The following is a 17,561-nucleotide window of genomic DNA, read 5'->3' as shown; positions in this document are numbered from 1 at the left end:
CATAACCCTCTAAAACCTAAACATTAAATTGCTATTTAGATGAAAAATAGAAATGATAATTTAAAACGTGTTATCGTAGATTTTAAAAAATTAACCCCAGAAATACTGGCCCTTTTGGTTGAAAAATACCCGGATGGCTATGATGACGACCAAATCATATCCTTCCGAAATCAGCATAATGAAATCATAGAAGCCGTTGAAGTAACTACCTCAGACACCAAGTATCTGGTTAAGGTCAGTACAAAACTTTCCATAACCATGGAGAATTATGATGAGGACGATTATGAAGATTTTGACCAGGATGATCCCGAAGCTGTCCAAGAGCCAGATATTATAGATGAAGATCCAGAAGATGACAACGATTAATACCTTATATAGCTATGAGAACTGCTGTTTTTAAGTCTTACAAAAACGGTTATTACAAATTTTGGTTTGACAACGGAGACGAGTTGGCTTTTGAAGAAGTCCACCCTCGCGTATTGAAGCAATTCGATTTAAAAAACGATAAAAGCTTAATTGATAAAAACTTTAGAATAACTTTTGTTGAAGATGGCGATGACGATGATGTTATTTACCGGGTAGAGAGTTTGAAACCATTATAATTTTAGTTTATGGAAATAGCATTTCATATGTCTTTACCTTGCCTAAGTGTAAGGGAAACAAGGCGTTTTTATGCCAATTTGGGGGCCTCCTTCGGGAGAAGTACCGAAAGTTGGGTGGATGTCAATTTTTATGGGCATCAAATCACATTCATTCATGCTGAAAAATTTAACTTCAGTAGTCCTAACTATGTGTTTGAAGGCAAGATTTTGCCCGCTTTTCATTTTGGAATAATCTTGGATCGCACAACCTGGCAAACCATTCTTAATACATTGGTTGAACAGCAACTGGAGTTGGTGACCGAAACCTCCTTTTTAACAGATCAGGTTGGTGAACATCAATCCTTTTTTGTTAAAGATCCCAATGATTATATGTTGGAATTTAAATGTTTTAAAAATTCAAATGACATATTCAGTTCATAAATGTATTCTGTAGTTGCCTATCAGGTTGCAAGTGCCATAAACATAAAACAAAGTAGGCAGCAGTTGCCCTGGCAACTATTGTTTCAAGATAGCGACGAACTCTATTTTACAGATGCAAACGAAAAGTATATTTACATTTTTCAATATGGCATGGTATGCTTTTTCAACATGACTAAGCGGGAAATAGAGACCGCTTTGCAGCACATACAACCGTTTTCCATTAATTATATTAAACAAAAACTATCGGACTCGGTTCAGGTCGTCATCGAACCGAACACCTTAAAAGTGGAGTTTGATCAGGTCATGCTTCCCCATTTTGATGAAGAAATGATTCGATTGGTAATGTTAAATACCTCGCAATCCGTTGCCCTGAACAGATATTCCGAAATAACAGAAGAACTGCTAACAGAAACGAATAAGCATACCCTGTATCTCGAGGAGAATGGGAAATTGGATATTTCGGGGAATAAGCTAAAACGGTTTATTGGAAAAATATTGAATATTAAAAATAAGATTTCAGAAAATTTATACATTTTCGATTCCCCGGAAATAACATGGGAAAATGAAGTGCTTAACAAGCTCAATCAAGATTTAAAACAGTCTTTCGATTTAAAGGACCGTTACCGGTTAATTCATGATCGCATTGAAATCATTAAGGAGAATTTAGAACTTTTTAAGGATATAATGGATCATAGGGAAAGCAGCCTTTTAGAATGGACCATTATTATTCTTATTGTAATTGAAGTCATTGATTTGTTTATTGCAAAACTTTTAAATTTTATTTAAATAGGGGCATGGAACCTGTGGTAAGCACTAATGACGACCCAAATTATGATCGGGAATTAACGCCGGCCATGGTGAAGGTGACTCACACGGATCTTTAGTGATAGATGTATTTAGGCTTCCAATCTGGAGGCCTTCTTAATGAAGATTTCCCAAATAAAAACGCTGTATACGATAAGATACTCCAGGCCGATAACCCAGAGGTTTTCGGATTTATCATCGCTGTTACTGTTTAAATAGGCCAAATAGCTAAGAATAATGACGAAGCTCCACACCAAAGGGAATTTATAAGATGTAAATACCGATAAAATCAATAGGGATGCGATGTACCAGGGATGTACTGTGGTGGACGTAAAGTAATAGAAGGATAACACGAAAAGCATGGAGGTTATGAGCTGAACCAATGTTAAATTCCTTCTGAAAAAAGTCAAAATCAAAGTAAATGTCAATACTACAAATGGAATAAATGGACCGATTACGGCAATTTCATTATACCCTCGAAAGGTATACCCAATGGCCCTGGCAATGTAATATAAACTGGCATTAAATTCAAAGTCACTAAACCACAAAGCCACCGTATCCAGATAGGTAGTTATGAGATGAGTTGAATAAAAGGGTACAAAAAGTAACAGGGTAGTAAGGATGACTATCGCGTAGAATGAAACTAATTTTGTCCAATTCAGGGCCGTCGTATTCCATGTTTTGTCATGGTGTGCCTGTTTCGACAGGTCAATGTCGTTTTTAGAAAATACAAACCATTGAAAGAATAGCGGTAGAAAGATTAGGGGAATCAGCTTCACGGAAATGGATAGGGCCAAAATAACAGCTGCCCATGCCCATTTGCCACGATGCAGTAAATACATACTCCATACCAGAAAGAAAATCATGAGACCCTCAAAATGTAAATTTCCGGTAAGTTCTATAATGATAAAAGGGTTTAACATATACCAAAACATAACATGATTAGGGCGTTGCAATTTGTCTAAAAGTTTTTTTCCAAAATGTAATGTTCCAAAATCGGCTCCTATGATTAGTAGGCGCATCACCATTACTGAGCCCATAATACTTTTATTGGCCAGTGTTGCAGCAAGGACAAAGCACCATTGGTTTACCGGTGGATAATTGCTAAAATGACTGGCATTTAAACGGCCCATACCCGCGAAAAGTTCTTGGGCCTGAAATACCGGAAATTCTCCTTTTTCAATAAATGATAACACCGTATGCACATAGGGATTGAATCCTTCCAGTATCATCCGGCCATCCCAAATAAAGCGATAAAAATCTTGAGATAGGTTGGGAATAGCCAAAATAAAAATAGCCCTGAAGCCAAAAGCTAAATAAGTTAAGATTTTGGTGTGGTTCTTAAAGAGGGCTACCAGGCGGTAAAACGAAAAAAATAATACGGAATAAAGGACGATCAGCTTCACATATTCCGTGCGCATCATATGATAGGCGAAGGCAAAATAAAACAGTGCGCTGGCAAGTACCAGGACAAAAGAAGTTTTATAATTATGATGAAACCCCAGATTTAAGCGCATGAGTCAAATATAGTATTATTTGCTTGTAGACCATGAGTTGATGATCTTAAATAAAACACTTAACTTGTCATCAATTAAAATATGTCAGTTATGAAAAAGCCACTAATTCTTGCCCTTTTTGTATGCACGGTATTCTGTACTGCTCAAGACCGCCTAACCGGAAAACTCTTTGCCACGCGCTCCGAGGTGATGGCTCAAAATGGTATGGTGGCCACAAGCCATCCTTTGGCCACTCAAGTAGGCCTGGACATTCTAAAGCAAGGGGGTAATGCGATTGATGCCGCAATAGCAGCGAATGCAACTTTGGGATTAATGGAGCCCACAGGTTGCGGGATCGGTGGAGACTTATTTGTAATCCTATGGGATGCCAAAACAAAAAAATTATATGGGCTTAATGCGAGCGGACGTTCACCCAAGGGGTTAACATTACAATATTTTGAAGACCGGGGAATGTCTAAAATACCATCGACTGGGCCCTTACCGGTAAGTGTTCCGGGTGCGGTAGACGGTTGGTTTGAATTGCATGAAAAATTTGGTACCTTACCAATGACTGCCATTTTACAGCCGGCAATCAATTATGCTGAAAACGGGTTTCCGATGACGGAACTTATAGGGTTCTATTTCAATTTAGGGGTTTCCAGATATCTTGAAGCGGGGTTTCCCAATATTAAGGATAATTACATGCCCAATGGAAAAATCCCTCAAATAGGAGAACTGTTCTACAATACATATTTAGCGAATACGTACAGGGAAATAGCCAAAAACGGAAGGGATGCATTTTACAAAGGTAAAATCGCAAAAGTGATCACCGACTTTATACAAGATCAAGGCGGGTTTTTGACCATGGAAGATCTATCCGACCATCAATCGGAATGGATTGAACCCGTCTCCATTAATTACCGTGGATATGACGTCTGGGAATTGCCTCCTAACGGTCAGGGGATAGCCGCTTTACAGATGCTACAAATTTTGGAAGGTTACGATTTTTCAACCATTGAATTTGGCAGTGCTGAACATTTACATGTATTTACTGAGGCTAAAAAGTTGGCCTTTGAGGATCGCGCAAAATACTATGCGGATATGGATTTTGCCAAAGTACCGGTAGAGACCTTAATTTCGGATGATTATGCTGATAAACGGCGACAACGTATTACAGATAGAGCCTCAAAATATGATGCTGGTGAGATAAGCGCAGGTGAAACCATCTATCTAACCACAGCCGATAAAGAAGGGAATATGGTCTCTTTCATCCAAAGTAATTATCGCGGTATGGGATCAGGAATGGCCCCTCCAAAATTAGGTTTTATGCTTCAAAACCGCGGAGAATTGTTTAACCTAAAGCGGGGATATAATAACACCTATGCCCCCGGTAAAAGACCATTTCACACCATTATACCGGCGTTTATTACCAAAGATGGCGAACCTTTTTTAAGTTTCGGTGTTATGGGGGGCGATTTTCAACCTCAGGGTCATACCCAAATAGTTATGAATATTATAGATTTTGGAATGAATGTGCAGGAAGCTGGCGATGCACCGCGTTGGAATCATAGCGGTTCATCCACGCCTACGGGGAATGTCGCTGACGGTAAGGGTGAAATTCATGTCGAATCCCGGATACCCTACCAAACCATTAGAGCACTCATGTTTAAAGGGCATAAAGTAGGATTTGATCTGGGGGCTTATGGGGGATACCAGGCCATTTTATGGGACACTAAAAATAAGGTTTACCGAGGCGCATCAGAGAGCAGGAAAGACGGTCAGGTGGCCGGGTATTAATGGGATTTATTAAACCTTGGAAGCAATAGATTTAAAAAACACATAACCAAAACCTATAAATAACATGAGGTGGAAAGGAAAAAGTCCAAAATCACCGCCTTGGTTGCCTACAATAAAGGCACTGTACATCCCAAATCCAAAATAAAGCATCAACAGACCTTCAAAAACGACATGTGCCGAGATCGTTTTCTTGATGTATTTATTGTTTTTCCAGTTATCCTTAAACTTACTGATGTTAAATTTTGGCGTTCGGACAAATTCACTTTTCTTTCCAAAATGGCCTTCTAATACGGCAATGGAGTTATGTAAAGAAAATCCCATGGCTATAGAAAAAAATACAAAAAACATGGCGATGTAACGGATAAAGTTTTTAAGACCTCCACCATAAATATTTTTATACATAAACCAATAGCATATAAAGAATATGACGGTACTGATCACAAAAAAACTCATTGCAAAAAAATAAGGTTTTAAGTGCTCATACTCATTTTTAATATAGAGCATGGGAATGCTTAATACACCAACAATAAGAATGTTCAAGAACATGGTACTGTTTAAGAGATGAAGCAGCCCATGTGCCTTGGTTTTTGCTGAAATGTTTTGATTTTTTAAAACTCTCCAGAGCATTTTTTTAAAATTTTCTGCACCCCCTTTATTCCACCGAAACTGCTGGGAGCGTGCCGCACTGATTACTACCGGTAATTCTGCAGGAGTTTGAACATCTTCAAGATATTTAAACTTCCAGTTTTTAAGTTGTGCGCGGTAACTTAAATCCAGATCTTCGGTCAGGGTGTCGCCTTCCCAATTCCCCGCATCGATAATACAGGTTTTTCTCCAAACGCCGGCCGTACCATTAAAATTGATAAAATGGCCTTTGCTATTTCGACCTACTTGCTCCAGCGTAAAATGGGCGTCAAGGGCAAAAGCTTGAATTCTCGTAAGGATGGAATAATTTCTATTAAGATGCCCCCATCGGGTTTGCACCACACCAATGCGCTTATCCTTAAAATACGGAATGGTTCGTCTTAACCAGTCTCTTTTCGGTAAAAAATCAGAATCAAATATGGCAATAAACTCCCCTTTTGCAATTTTAAGACCCTCTTTTAATGCTCCGGCCTTAAACCCTTTTCTGTTGCTTCGCGTAATATGCTGTATGTCCAATCCGGTGGCTTGAAGCTTTTCAATATGTGCCCGTGTGCTAATCACCGTTTCATCGGTGGAATCATCCAAGACCTGAATTTCGAGTTTGTCCTTCGGGTAATCTATTTTAGCAATGTTATCCAAAAGGCGTTCCATCACATACATTTCATTGTATACCGGTAATTGTATGGTGACATAGGGGACTTCTTCGAGGTTGGAAAGATCGAAGGTTTCACAGGTATCGTGTTTCTTTTTTGAAGCGAGATAATTAAATAACAAATTTAATTGTGCCAATGCATAGAAAAAGATCAGCAATAGTGCTGTAGAATAAAGAATTATAACTGTTGTTTCTAAAATCATTTTTTCACACTGTATTTAAAAATCCATACCAATATTTTTATGCCTGCAAATATAGCACCTTTTATTGTACCTGATACTTTTGATTGGCCAATTCTATTTCTATAATGGACTGGTATCTCGGTATATGTAAGATTTTGCCTTAAAACCTTCAATTGCATTTCTACGGTCCATCCATAGGTTTTGTCTTCCATTTGCAGGTCCAGTAGCTTATCATATTTGATGGCTCTAAAGGGACCCAAGTCGGTAAATTTGGCACGAAAAAATAATGCCATTAAAGTCGTGGCAAGCCAATTACCGAATATTTGGGGAAAGGTCATCGCACCGCGTTCCCGTAAATGTTTTACCCGTGTGCCAATTACAAAGTCGATGTTGTTTTCGATTATGGGAGCCACGATTTTGGTCAGCTCTTCAGGATAATCGCTGTAATCACCATCAAGAAATACCACAATATCCGGTTTGTGTTTTTTATGGGATAGGTATTCCATACCCTTCAAACAGGCGTAACCATACCCTCTGCGATTTTCATGTAATACCGTAGCTCCCGCTTGTTGAGCATTGAAAGCGGTGTTATCGGTTGAATCATTATTGATCACAATAATGTCGCGTACGTCTTTGGGGATATCACTAATGACCCGAGAAATGGAATCTGCCTCATTATAGGCAGGAATAACAACATCGATTTTAGCCATATGCCAACGCTTGAATTGCAAAAATACAATAACCTGAGTCGACCAAAAAGTCTTTTTCTAACAGGATAAAAAAGAAGAACATGCCAGGCATGTTCTTAAACTGTTTCAGGAAGGAACCATGAGTATGGATTTAAATAAGCTCCGAAGAAGGCTAAAAACCTGCACAGGTTTATAAGGCATGTGCACAGATGGATTCTATATGGGTCGCATCCGTGCCGCAACACCCACCAATTACTTTTAATTGAGGCAGTTGTGTTTTTAGTCTTGCGTAAAGCCGTCCTAATTCTTCCCGGTCTCCGGCATCAAGCGCAGTGGCCTGATCAAGCGCTTCATGACTTTTACAGGAAGCATTGGCCCTGACACCCTGAATTCTAAACTTCCAGCTGTCGTCTTTTTCTAAACGTTCCATAAAATGTGTTGGGTGAGCACAGTTTATCATATAGTATAAGGGATATTGGGCCGTAGCTTTATCTGTTGTTAATATAGCGTCTTTGAGAAGTTCACCGCTGGGAAGCTGTCCATTAGTTTCAACCGTAAACGATATGACTACGGGGATATTGATCGATTTTGCCGCATGAGAAATTCCAATAGCCTCGTCACTATAGGTCATGGTTATGGCAGAAACGATATCGGCACCCCCCTTCTTCAGTGCCTCAATTTGAGGACTGTGATAGTGTTTAGCCTCTTTAGGGGTCATGGATTCCTTTATGGTGTACCCATCACCCCTTGGACCTACGCAACCACTTATGATGATGGGTCCAACAGACGGAGCATGGGTATCTCTTAAACGGATGAGTTGCCGTATGGCATTTTGGTTAACCGTGATCAAATCGGGAATAGTATAACCTAATTTATATCCCCAGTCCGGATTGGCACGCCATGTGGCACTTTCCAGGATAAACCCGGTTTTATATTTTTTGGCAATGGCTATGTAATCCCTGTAGTATTGATCTAAAGTATTTTGATGTTCCGGGTGATCCAACAAGGTAAAAGCTGCAAAATGTGGCAGGTCTATCCCTTTATTAAAGATAAAATCGGTTTCAAGACCTCCGTCTGTTAAAAAGACGGGGGCCTTCAGTTTTTCAATGATATTCATGCTCCCGGGATTTTGATTTATTGATGTCTTTAAAAGTTAGCATGTCCATAATTTTTGAAGACGCTCCATCGTAAAACCCTGTTTCGTGCTCGTAGCCTTTGGGATTTTTAAAGGATCCAAAGAGGATATCAAAAATGGGCAAGTCCGAATAATTGTGTTTGTGTATGCCTTTTGCATGATGTATGGTATGGCTTTCCGGACGTTGAATGAGGTAACCCAGCCATTGCGGTGTTTTTATATTGGTATGCTGGAAAATACCTAAAAACATGGTGGCCAGTAACATTATGGTGACCGCCTGTGGTGTCACACCAATCAATAGGGCCAAACAAATACTCCCTAAGAAGGTAAAACCAATCATGTCGAACAGACTAAAATAAAAAGCACCGTAAGTATCCATTCGCTCGGCACTATGGTGCATTTGGTGGAATACACGCCATAAGGTGTCGGACTTATGCATGGCCCTATGCCATAAAAACACACCGAACTCGTATAATACGATGGCCAATATTCCCCCACCAACATGTCCAAGACCGGTTAAGTCAAAAAGTTGGAATTTTGACAGAAAGGGATCCGTAAGCAAAGGTAAATAGGATGATAAATAAAAATAAACGGCAAAGGAAAGAAGCCCTTTGAGTTTCCAGTTCTTAACTTTTGGCAAGGGTCTGGCCGGAAAAAGGCCTTCCCACACAATTAAAAGTAAATACATGGCTAAAGCCACTAATGAGATGGGGTCCAATAAAATTTCCAGTGGTGTTGGCATCATAATAGTTTTAATAATTAATATCTGTGTTCACTATTATGGGCGTAAGTTTAGGCCTTACCCTGTAAGTTTTTAAAATTAAATTGTAAGTTTTAGGATTTAGAGGGTCCAATCCACATCAACCTCAGGGGTGTAGGAGCAAAACGAACCGGTTTTTATGGCATTGGAAAGATGATTCCCGAGACTCGGATGTATTTTAGCAATTTTCTTTATACTGCTACGAATGCGCCAGGTCACAGCCGAACGCGCTTTTTCGATGGTTGAACCGGACGTTCTGGTTTTACCTGATAGACCTAAAGACTGCGACAAGTGTGTGAGAATCGCATCATACTCCGCTTTTAAAGGGGCAAGTTTTTCAATCTGATTTAAATCTTCGGCCTCATCTATTTCCTCTTGAAGTTCCTTTATGCGTCTTTGATAGGCTAATTTCGCTTTTTGGTCCATTGTTTTTGCAGAACTCCTTTCGTCAACGGCGGCATTCATGAGGTCCAAACAATGAAATTCTTGTTTTGGATGATTTAAAAGTTTATGGATGTCTTTAAATCCTTTGGCATGTTTTAGCGTTATGCAGTGGCCCTGATAACACATGTCCCAATAGTCGCCCTTGGATTGAAAGGTATTGTTGATAGTGCTTTCAACCGGGCTGTCATCGGTTTGCTCATGCAGTTGTTTTTCAGTCCGTATAAATTCAACCAATGGGGTTAAATACGTAAATCCCTTAAAGGGGTTAACCATCACCAGCCACGCTAAGGCCTCTTCTTCCATAGGCTTTTGTCCGGAATAGACAGCCTGTTGAAATTGGGACAAATAGACCTTCCAACAACGCCACACATCGTCATATTCCTTCAGTTGTAAATAGGCTGCGGCGATATAGGCCGGAAAGTCGGTCCAGGAATTAAAATTTGTCTTTTTACTTAGCGCTATACAGGATTTAAAGTCACCAATGGCTAAATAATAAATGGACCCATGAGCATAGTAATGATCGTTATGAAAGGGATTTAAGTCCAGGGCCTTGAGATACCATTTTAAGGCGTCGTCCGCAAAACCGAGATACATAAGGGAAAAGGCCACCCTGAGTAAATGTGAACAATCATTGGAATTCATTCTTAGCGATTTTCTCAAATAGTGCTCTGCTTTTTCATATTCACCTAAATACACATAGGTTCTGCCCAAAACACCCAGGGCTGTGTAATCGTTGGGATCTAACCCTATGGCCTTCAGGGCGTATTTATGGGCGCCTTGCATGCTTTCATCCCAACGGTTCCAAATGAGGCAGGACCAGAAATTAAAGTAACTTAAGGATAGTCCGGTGTACGCTAATGAATAATTAGGATCGATTTTCAAAGCAGCATTAAAATAGGCTCTGGCCTTAAGGTCATGATCACCGGTCCCTTTTTGTAAGGTATGCATGCCCATCAGGTAATTTTCATAGGCCGCAAGTTCGACGGAACTCTTCTTATAGGAATGCGATAACAAATTATAATTGATTTTTTCTTCAAGGACCGCAACGATTTGTTGTATAATATCGTCCTGGGTTTCTAACAAAGAATCAATGGTCTCATGATATTGGTTCCCAAAGACTAAACTGTGATCTTCCGTTTTTACGAGTTGAATAGAGATTCTAAGATTATCCTTATGATACCGTACGGACCCATAAATTAAAAAATCGGCACCAAGTTTAAGAATTTCCTCCGGGTTAGCTATTTCTTTTATCCTATGGGTGGAATAGGATGAAATAACGGAAAGGCCAATGAATTTTGAAAAATGAGTAATGAGATCTTCAACAAATCCTAAAAAGAGTTGCGTGACCCGTTCGTCATGACTCGTTATGTGAAACGGTAAAACGGCAATGGTTATATTTTTGTTTTTGGGCAACATGTTTGGTGTATATGAACAAGATTCAATACGGATACTAATTTAAGGATTTAATCTCATAATCAGATATTTGATGGGCCTGTCGTGGGTCGTTTTCCGGGATAGGTTTACCGCAAAAGGCTATTGCTAACAGGTGTTTTAAACCGGCTAACCTATTAGTTCTTATGGGTGAGATCCATTAAGTTAACGGCATCATTGCCCGGAAACATGTCATTGGTTTTTATCCGTCCTTTTAAACTGCCGTTTTCAAGTTTTAGAACCCCCCTGGGACAAACGGCGGCACAAATGCCACAACCCACACAGCTGGAGCGCACAATGTTTTCACCTTTCTGGGCATAGGCACGAACATCGATTCCCATTTCGCAGTAGACGGAACAGTTGCCACAGGAAATACATTGGCCCCCATTGGTTGTAATTCTAAATTTAGAAAACAGGCGTTGTTGGAAGCCTAAAATGGCAGCCATCGGACACCCGAAACGGCACCATACCCGATTGCCCAATATGGGATAAAATCCGGTTCCGATGACACCGGAAAAAATAGACCCGATATACAATCCATAGGCGGAGCGTAAATGGCTTGATTTTATTAAAAACACCTGATCGGTTGTTCCGGTATAGTACAGGATAAATAAGGCACCAATGCTTATAAAATAGCCTAGAGCACCATACCGTGCATCTTTACCAAATTCGTTACGTTTAAAAACCATAACTAAGATAAACACGGCAGTGAGCAGAAGACCAACGCCCAGAAGAAAGGATTGTTGTGTCAGCCAAAATGCTCCCGGGTCCTTTCCCAAATAGGTATACACCAAAGCGGTAGTCATAATTACAGAAAAAACCAAAACGGTATGAATCAACCACCGTTCTATTTTCCAGGCGCCCAATGTTTTCGAGGATAAGTGCCTAAAGGGATCACCCGCAGTTTCAGCCAGGGCACCGCAACCGCAGACCCACGAACAATACCAGCGTTTGCCATATTTGTAAGTGAGAATGGGGGATAGGATAAAAATGGACAGTACACCAAAGATTAAAAGGGACAACCCCAGTGTACCGGAGGATAAAAACCCGTTAATGGACCAGCCATCAAACAGATAATAATTCAATGGCCAGATGCTTTTTAAGTCGTAATAGGGCAGATTATAATTAGGATTTTCGTTTAATCGTGCCATAAATTCCGGAATTAAAAAGGCAAAACCCAATTGAAAAAACATGACAGAACCCGTTCGAAGTCTTTGATAGCGGTTATGACGGTATTTTAACATGAATTTATATCCGAAAATTAAAATAGCCACAGTGTAGAGGGTGCCATAAACAAACCATTGGCTGGCGGGTCGGTTACTCAAGAGATGGCTTAGCGGGTCAAATAACGCGATGAGGCCGCTGTTTTCCGATCCATTGGTGCCAAGCCCTAAATAGTCCGGGTAAAAATACAATACGATGTAAAATCCGGTAATGACCAGGCCGGTTATCCAACCTAAGGTGCCTCTGGAGGTTAAGGACCGAAACCAAACCCCGTCGTTCTTAATCCCTTTAAGTTTGGATCCGTAACGCATTCTGGAAAATACAACTGTGGCCAGGCTTATTAAGCCTAAAGACAAGGTTAAAAACAGGACTTTATTAGGAAAGTTTGTATTGAATAAGGCCAGGAGCAAAATAAAAAGACCGACAAAACCGGCCAGAACCGCCAATTTTTGAGACAATGATAAACGGTTAGCATCGGGATTGGCAATAGACATGCTGTAATTTAATTTATGGCTCATAAGGATTCAATTTGCTGTTGGCTGTGGTATGCATGTAAAATATCCTTTTCAAAGCGGGTGTAAAATTCGGGATCGAAATTCGCTTCATTCAGGTTTTGAATCACATAATCCACATCTCTGTTTTCGGTAAGCCATTGGTCAAATACCTCATGGCGCATTCGAATACCAAAGGTATTTATGCCCAAAAATTTACGGGATAGTTTATCGTAGCTCATGGTTATGCATATCGTGTCATCCTCATGCTTCCAGTGAAAATGAGCCTCATGTTCTCCGGGATTGGCAAAAACCCAACCGTAGGTTTGATATTCAATATCAAAAAATTTAGCAGAATTAAACCAATGTCCGGGCTGGTAAGGCTTAGGATGGCCACAAATGGTATGGGCTACCGTTTCACCCATCAGTCTTCCGGTATACCAAACGGCTTCAACAGGTCTTCGTAACCCAATGGCTTCACGTTGTTCGGCGCAGTCCCCAATGGCATAGATATCGGGAATATTGGTTTCAAGAAACCGATTGACCTTAACGCCTCGATGCGTTTCAATGCCGGAGCCTTTAATAAAATCGATATTGGGCGAGACCCCTGCCGTTAGCCCTACCAAATCGCAGAAAATTTCTTCGCCTGTTTCCTCGATAATAACAGATTTGACCTTCCCGTTCCTGTCGGCCTTGATGGCTTTTAAACTGGAACGCAATCGCAAATCGATATGGTGGTTTCTTATGTGTCGGTTAATCATAGCACTCTCGCCTTCAGGGAGTACACCATTCCAAAAACTGGATTCCCTAACTAAAAAGCTCACTGGGATATTTCTGGAGTGAAGCATTTCGGCAAGTTCAATCCCAATGAGACCACCGCCAACAATAACAGCCCTTTTGCATACCTTGTTATCAGGGGCATAGTTTTCAAGGGATTCTAAATCTTGCTTATGGTACATGCCCATAACACCTTTCAAATCTTGTCCGGGCCATCCAAATTTATTTGGTTTACTGCCCGTTGCAATAATCAGTTTATCGTAGGTCATGAGATCGCCATTGGAAAAATGTAGCGTTTTGCTGTTCACGTCAACCGACTTGACATAGCCCTTTTTAAGGGTGATATTATTTTTCTTCCAAAACCAATGTTCATAAGGTTGTGTGTGTTCAAAGGTCATATGCCCCATATAGACATACATCAGAGCCGTTCTTGAAAAAAAATAATCGGACTCGGCCGAGATAAGGGTGATCTGTTTATCGGAAAGTTTTCTTATATGACGCGCTGCGGTAACCCCCGAGATGCCATTTCCGATGATAACGATATGTTCCATGATTTTTGGTTGTGCTCAATTAAGTCGAAGTTAAGGATAAAAACTTAATATCTGTAATCGAATTACATGTGGGGGGTGAATACTATAATTAATTGTTGAATGACATTTAGCATTTTGCCGGCAATGCATGGATTAGAGCCAGTGGCTAACACTGGCTTTTAATTCTTTTCTATGCTCTGATGTTCTTCAGTTGATGTTAAGCAGTCAATTTTCCATTCATTACCATATTTCCTATAAATGGCTGTCCATGCAAAATGAGTTTCTCCTTCAATTGTTTCTCCTTTCTCGTTATTATAAGTGATTTTCACAATTTTATTCACTATGGTATAGGCAAGGGTTCCATCGTCAGAAAATTTGATTACAGGTTCTGAAATATCGTCCCATTTCACAAATTCAACCGATGAAAAGTAATTATTGTATCTTGAAATAATTTCGCTTTTTTTTGGCCTTGAAATGATTCCTTTGTTGACTGAAATAAAGTTTTTGGAAAGCAGATTAGCAAAGGAAATGGAATCTTTGTTAAAATGATAATCTCGCTGCAAGTTATGCAACTCTAAAATCGCTTTTGTTTCTTTATCTCTGTCAAATCCTGTTTGGTTTGAACATGACACGAAAAGCGCAAATATTGGTATAAGCAATAATTTAAATTTCATTGTTTTCAGTTTGTGGCTTACGGCCTCGTATAACCGTCAGTTACGGATTAAATTAGCGATTATTTTCAGATTAAACACTGGCCTTAGCAATTCCAAGGATTCAGCCAGCCCTGAGCGCAGTCGACGGGTGGTCGAATCCGCTGTAATTGCAGTTATACCTTGTTAGCAACTGGCTTTTCTTTATTTTAAATGCATTTTCATTCCCTCGTGAGTGGCCTTAAATCCTAAATCTTCATAGAATTTAATCGCTGTCGGTCGCGTTTTGTCAGTCGTTAATTGTAACAAATGCGCATGTCTTTCTTTGGCTCTATTTATAGCCCACTTAAACATTGTTTTTCCAATTCCGAGTCCTCTTTTATCTTTTCTAATTCTTACCGCTTCAATTTGCGCTCTAATTCCGCCACGATAAGTCAGATATTGAATGAATGATAACTGTAAGGTTCCAATAATTTCAGATTTTTCGTTTTCTACAACAATTAATTCTTGATTTTCGTCAGAGTTAATTTTTTTAAAGGCATTCAAATATTCTTTTGGTAAAGGGTTCTGGAAGTTTTCTCTTTTTTTTCCAAGCTCATCATCCGCAATCATTTCCACAATTATTGAAATATCCATTTCTGACGCTTTTCTAAAGTTCATTTTCAGTTCATTTTTTTGCATGTTGCCAAGGTGTTTGTGTATGAGCAGTAGCGGATTTAATTCGACTATTTTTCGGATAGCAATATACTTTATTTAAACGAAAAAACGGTTTGGGTGCTAACTCAAACCGCTATTACTTGTGCATGTTGTTGTGCTTAGAATTTTGATTCTACAAAATTCTTAGGATTTATTCAAATCCTTTTAAGAATCCAATTAGAAATTTCTTTTAAAGCAATTGGAGAAAATGTTTGCTCTATTTTTCTGTATTCATCCATCTTTCCTATTTTACACTCTTGGAAAAAGTGATTTAAACCTTTTAATTCTATTATTTTGTAATCTTTATTTCCACCTTTAATTAAAGCCTGACGTATTCCATTTTGATTTATTTTTGCATTAACTTGGGTGTCTTTACTGCCATTTAAGGACAAAACGGGGATTTGTAATTTTTCAATTTCGACAGACGGATTGTACTGTAAAAAATAGCGTGACCAAGGCTTTATACTTGATTTTACTTGTCTTTCTATAAATAAATTGATTTTTTCTTCTGGCACATTTAAAGAAGCTAAAATTGGTATTAAAAAATCATTATAATGTGTCGTCAATTCTTGTTCAATTTCTGATTCACTTTTATTCGAGGTTACAATTGCAATGGCTTTTCTTGTGTTTTTTTCATAAGCTTCTTCATCTTTAACCGGAAACTCTCTTAATGTTTTAGACTGCATTACAGATAATTCTGCTCCTGAAATTCCAGTAGAGGCAAGCAACACCATAAATGCAACATCCTTAGAGTTATTAGCTGCCAAAGGTGCGATAATACCACCTTCACTATGCCCAATTAAACCAATATTCTTTTTGTCTACATCTTTTCTGGTTTTTAAATAGGCAATTGCATGCAATACATCTTTAGAAAAGTCTTCTGTTGTTGCACTTCCAAAATCACCTGTAGATTCGCCTTGACCACGGTCATCAAAACGCAATACACCAATGCCTTTCTTTGTAAGATGATCTGCCAATACTAAAAAGGGTTTGTGCCCCATAAACGTTTCATCTCTGTCTTGAGGACCACTTCCACTGATTAAGATTACAACTGGAAATTTTCCGTTTTTATTTGGGAAGGTTAATGTTCCGGCCAATAAAACATTTGCTTCACTGTTTTTAAAGACTACTTCTTCTTCATAATAAGGGTAAGGCTTTACAGGTTCTTGAGGTCTTCGTTGGTCTACTATTTTTACAGCACCTTTTTTTAAATTTAGAGGCATTACTAAACCTCCTTCTTTGTAAGTCCCTTCAAATTGATGTAATTCATTATTGAATTCTGCCTCATAAGACATCCCAACATTTGATCCATCAATTATTAACGCTCCGTTTGTAAAAGTTGTAGCTGAAGGTTTTATACCAGAAATTCTAAAGTTAGGGACACTCATTGTGGTCGAATAAGTAGCGTTTTCCAGTTCGATATTAAAAACGAATGTGATTAATTTATCTCCTCTTTTGGCTGTTCCGCTCCAATCTCCGGAGATATCTTGAGAGTAAACATTTAGAATCGATAATAGAAATGCAAATGCTATTGTTTTCATTTTAGGATGTGTTTTTCTGGTCGAAAAGTATTCGGCTATTAAATTTTAAAAAAAGAATATTGAGTTATTTGGTAAGAGAAATTTTTGAATAGCTGTTAACTACAGCATATTTCCGTCTGCTTTCGCTTGAGCATCCATACGACAACCGATATAGGTTCCAATAAACAGTCCCATGCAGATGCCAAAGGAAATTCCTAAAGACCTTTCAAAACGTTCACCTATAAGCACTCCAACTACAACGCCAAATAATATTCCTAAACTTACACTTGTGTTTGTATAGTAATCCTTGGAAGTCAAAGAAAATGTATCCTTTAAAAAGCTCTTGAATTTACTTAGTGCATTTTTGAAGAACTTTTTACTGTTTTCTGGATTTGATTTTAAATTTAAGTTATCAAGTTCTAATTCGATAGATTGAATTTCATCTGTCTTAAATTCTCTTTTTTCTAATTTGATAAGAATCTCAATAAATTGATTATATATCTTAAGTTCAGATTTTTTGGTTTCCGATGTTTTTAAACTTTCGAGAAAGTTAATGGCGTTTTTTAGTGTCATAATTTTATTGTTTTCTTGATTAGTGGTCCAAATCAAAAATTAT

General features: G+C 38.8%; 17 protein-coding genes. 5 read left to right on the top strand and 12 right to left on the bottom strand.

What is annotated here, in order from left to right; translation table 11 throughout:
* Positions 1-39 precede the first annotated feature (39 nt).
* The 4 genes from MR054_RS02220 to MR054_RS02205 are packed head-to-tail and all read left to right on the top strand — an operon-like array spanning position 40 to position 1,808.
* Entirely contained in the window at positions 40-366 is a 327-nt protein-coding gene (locus MR054_RS02220) for a hypothetical protein (RefSeq protein ID WP_242084390.1), read from the top strand.
* A gap of 14 nt (positions 367-380) precedes the next feature.
* A complete protein-coding gene (locus tag MR054_RS02215) occupies positions 381-602 on the top strand; it encodes a hypothetical protein (protein ID WP_242084392.1) in 222 nt (73 codons plus the stop codon).
* A gap of 9 nt (positions 603-611) precedes the next feature.
* Positions 612-1,022, top strand: coding sequence for a VOC family protein (locus MR054_RS02210; RefSeq protein ID WP_242155739.1), 411 nt, complete (start codon positions 612-614; stop codon positions 1,020-1,022).
* Positions 1,023-1,808 carry an RMD1 family protein gene (locus MR054_RS02205; RefSeq protein WP_242155737.1) on the top strand — a complete coding sequence of 262 codons (786 nt, stop codon included), beginning with the start codon at positions 1,023-1,025 and terminating at the stop codon, positions 1,806-1,808.
* Between the two features lie 110 nt (positions 1,809-1,918).
* On the opposite strand, the gene MR054_RS02200 is transcribed toward MR054_RS02205, so the two are convergent.
* Entirely contained in the window at positions 1,919-3,343 is a 1,425-nt protein-coding gene (locus MR054_RS02200; protein WP_242155735.1) for an MptA/MptB family glycosyltransferase, read from the bottom strand.
* Positions 3,344-3,433: 90 nt separating this feature from the next.
* Between MR054_RS02200 and ggt the strand changes: the two genes are divergently transcribed.
* Positions 3,434-5,119: a gamma-glutamyltransferase gene (gene ggt, locus MR054_RS02195; protein ID WP_242155733.1), complete on the top strand. Its 1,686-nt coding sequence runs from the start codon at positions 3,434-3,436 to the stop codon at positions 5,117-5,119.
* A 9-nt stretch (positions 5,120-5,128) separates the two neighbouring features.
* Here the strand turns inward: ggt and MR054_RS02190 are convergent, their stop codons facing one another.
* The 11 genes from MR054_RS02190 to MR054_RS02140 form a co-directional block, all read right to left on the bottom strand.
* Positions 5,129-6,619 (bottom strand): cellulose synthase family protein, encoded by a 1,491-nt coding sequence (locus MR054_RS02190; RefSeq protein WP_242155731.1) that lies wholly within the window; start codon positions 6,617-6,619, stop codon positions 5,129-5,131.
* Positions 6,616-7,308 carry a glycosyltransferase family 2 protein gene (locus MR054_RS02185; RefSeq protein WP_242155729.1) on the bottom strand — a complete coding sequence of 231 codons (693 nt, stop codon included), beginning with the start codon at positions 7,306-7,308 and terminating at the stop codon, positions 6,616-6,618. Before MR054_RS02185 ends, MR054_RS02190 begins: the two co-directional genes overlap by 4 nt.
* A 169-nt stretch (positions 7,309-7,477) precedes the next feature.
* Positions 7,478-8,404, bottom strand: a complete 927-nt coding sequence (locus tag MR054_RS02180) for a homocysteine S-methyltransferase family protein (RefSeq protein ID WP_242155726.1) — start codon at positions 8,402-8,404, stop codon at positions 7,478-7,480.
* Positions 8,391-9,167, bottom strand: a complete 777-nt coding sequence (locus MR054_RS02175) for a sterol desaturase family protein (RefSeq protein WP_242155725.1) — start codon at positions 9,165-9,167, stop codon at positions 8,391-8,393. Before MR054_RS02175 ends, MR054_RS02180 begins: the two co-directional genes overlap by 14 nt.
* A 96-nt stretch (positions 9,168-9,263) precedes the next feature.
* A complete protein-coding gene (locus tag MR054_RS02170; RefSeq protein WP_242155716.1) occupies positions 9,264-11,042 on the bottom strand; it encodes a tetratricopeptide repeat protein in 1,779 nt (592 codons plus the stop codon).
* A 152-nt stretch (positions 11,043-11,194) separates the two neighbouring features.
* The gene (locus tag MR054_RS02165; protein WP_242155714.1) at positions 11,195-12,799 is read right to left on the bottom strand and encodes a 4Fe-4S binding protein; all 1,605 of its coding nucleotides are present in this window, start codon (positions 12,797-12,799) and stop codon (positions 11,195-11,197) included.
* A complete protein-coding gene (locus MR054_RS02160) occupies positions 12,796-14,100 on the bottom strand; it encodes an NAD(P)/FAD-dependent oxidoreductase (RefSeq protein WP_242155710.1) in 1,305 nt (434 codons plus the stop codon). Before MR054_RS02160 ends, MR054_RS02165 begins: the two co-directional genes overlap by 4 nt.
* Before the next feature lie 158 nt (positions 14,101-14,258).
* The gene (locus MR054_RS02155) at positions 14,259-14,753 is read right to left on the bottom strand and encodes a nuclear transport factor 2 family protein (protein WP_242155708.1); all 495 of its coding nucleotides are present in this window, start codon (positions 14,751-14,753) and stop codon (positions 14,259-14,261) included.
* Positions 14,754-14,933: 180 nt separating this feature from the next.
* Positions 14,934-15,410 carry a GNAT family N-acetyltransferase gene (locus MR054_RS02150; RefSeq protein ID WP_242155706.1) on the bottom strand — a complete coding sequence of 159 codons (477 nt, stop codon included), beginning with the start codon at positions 15,408-15,410 and terminating at the stop codon, positions 14,934-14,936.
* A gap of 170 nt (positions 15,411-15,580) precedes the next feature.
* Positions 15,581-16,966 carry an alpha/beta hydrolase family protein gene (locus MR054_RS02145; protein WP_242155704.1) on the bottom strand — a complete coding sequence of 462 codons (1,386 nt, stop codon included), beginning with the start codon at positions 16,964-16,966 and terminating at the stop codon, positions 15,581-15,583.
* A 99-nt stretch (positions 16,967-17,065) separates the two neighbouring features.
* A complete protein-coding gene (locus MR054_RS02140; protein WP_242155702.1) occupies positions 17,066-17,518 on the bottom strand; it encodes a DUF4564 domain-containing protein in 453 nt (150 codons plus the stop codon).
* Between the last annotated feature and the right edge of the window lie 43 nt (positions 17,519-17,561).

It is taken from the genome of Aestuariivivens sediminis, from assembly GCF_022662105.1.
Taxonomy (GTDB): domain Bacteria; phylum Bacteroidota; class Bacteroidia; order Flavobacteriales; family Flavobacteriaceae; genus Aestuariivivens; species Aestuariivivens sediminis.
The sequence above is the reverse complement of the archived record's forward strand: the minus strand, read 5'-3'. Positions and strand labels throughout refer to the sequence as shown.

What these genes read in the sequence shown, in the direction of transcription:
- MR054_RS02220 (WP_242084390.1), top strand. Translation starts at nt 40, where the DNA reads ATGAAAAATAGAAATGATAATTTAAAACGTGTTATCGTAGATTTTAAA.
- MR054_RS02215 (WP_242084392.1), top strand. Translation starts at nt 381, where the DNA reads ATGAGAACTGCTGTTTTTAAGTCTTACAAAAACGGTTATTACAAATTT.
- MR054_RS02210 (WP_242155739.1), top strand. Translation starts at nt 612, where the DNA reads ATGGAAATAGCATTTCATATGTCTTTACCTTGCCTAAGTGTAAGGGAA.
- MR054_RS02205 (WP_242155737.1), top strand. Translation starts at nt 1,023, where the DNA reads ATGTATTCTGTAGTTGCCTATCAGGTTGCAAGTGCCATAAACATAAAA.
- MR054_RS02200 (WP_242155735.1), bottom strand. Translation starts at nt 3,343, where the DNA reads ATGCGCTTAAATCTGGGGTTTCATCATAATTATAAAACTTCTTTTGTC.
- ggt (WP_242155733.1), top strand. Translation starts at nt 3,434, where the DNA reads ATGAAAAAGCCACTAATTCTTGCCCTTTTTGTATGCACGGTATTCTGT.
- MR054_RS02190 (WP_242155731.1), bottom strand. Translation starts at nt 6,619, where the DNA reads ATGATTTTAGAAACAACAGTTATAATTCTTTATTCTACAGCACTATTG.
- MR054_RS02185 (WP_242155729.1), bottom strand. Translation starts at nt 7,308, where the DNA reads ATGGCTAAAATCGATGTTGTTATTCCTGCCTATAATGAGGCAGATTCC.
- MR054_RS02180 (WP_242155726.1), bottom strand. Translation starts at nt 8,404, where the DNA reads ATGAATATCATTGAAAAACTGAAGGCCCCCGTCTTTTTAACAGACGGA.
- MR054_RS02175 (WP_242155725.1), bottom strand. Translation starts at nt 9,167, where the DNA reads ATGATGCCAACACCACTGGAAATTTTATTGGACCCCATCTCATTAGTG.
- MR054_RS02170 (WP_242155716.1), bottom strand. Translation starts at nt 11,042, where the DNA reads ATGTTGCCCAAAAACAAAAATATAACCATTGCCGTTTTACCGTTTCAC.
- MR054_RS02165 (WP_242155714.1), bottom strand. Translation starts at nt 12,799, where the DNA reads ATGAGCCATAAATTAAATTACAGCATGTCTATTGCCAATCCCGATGCT.
- MR054_RS02160 (WP_242155710.1), bottom strand. Translation starts at nt 14,100, where the DNA reads ATGGAACATATCGTTATCATCGGAAATGGCATCTCGGGGGTTACCGCA.
- MR054_RS02155 (WP_242155708.1), bottom strand. Translation starts at nt 14,753, where the DNA reads ATGAAATTTAAATTATTGCTTATACCAATATTTGCGCTTTTCGTGTCA.
- MR054_RS02150 (WP_242155706.1), bottom strand. Translation starts at nt 15,410, where the DNA reads ATGCAAAAAAATGAACTGAAAATGAACTTTAGAAAAGCGTCAGAAATG.
- MR054_RS02145 (WP_242155704.1), bottom strand. Translation starts at nt 16,966, where the DNA reads ATGAAAACAATAGCATTTGCATTTCTATTATCGATTCTAAATGTTTAC.
- MR054_RS02140 (WP_242155702.1), bottom strand. Translation starts at nt 17,518, where the DNA reads ATGACACTAAAAAACGCCATTAACTTTCTCGAAAGTTTAAAAACATCG.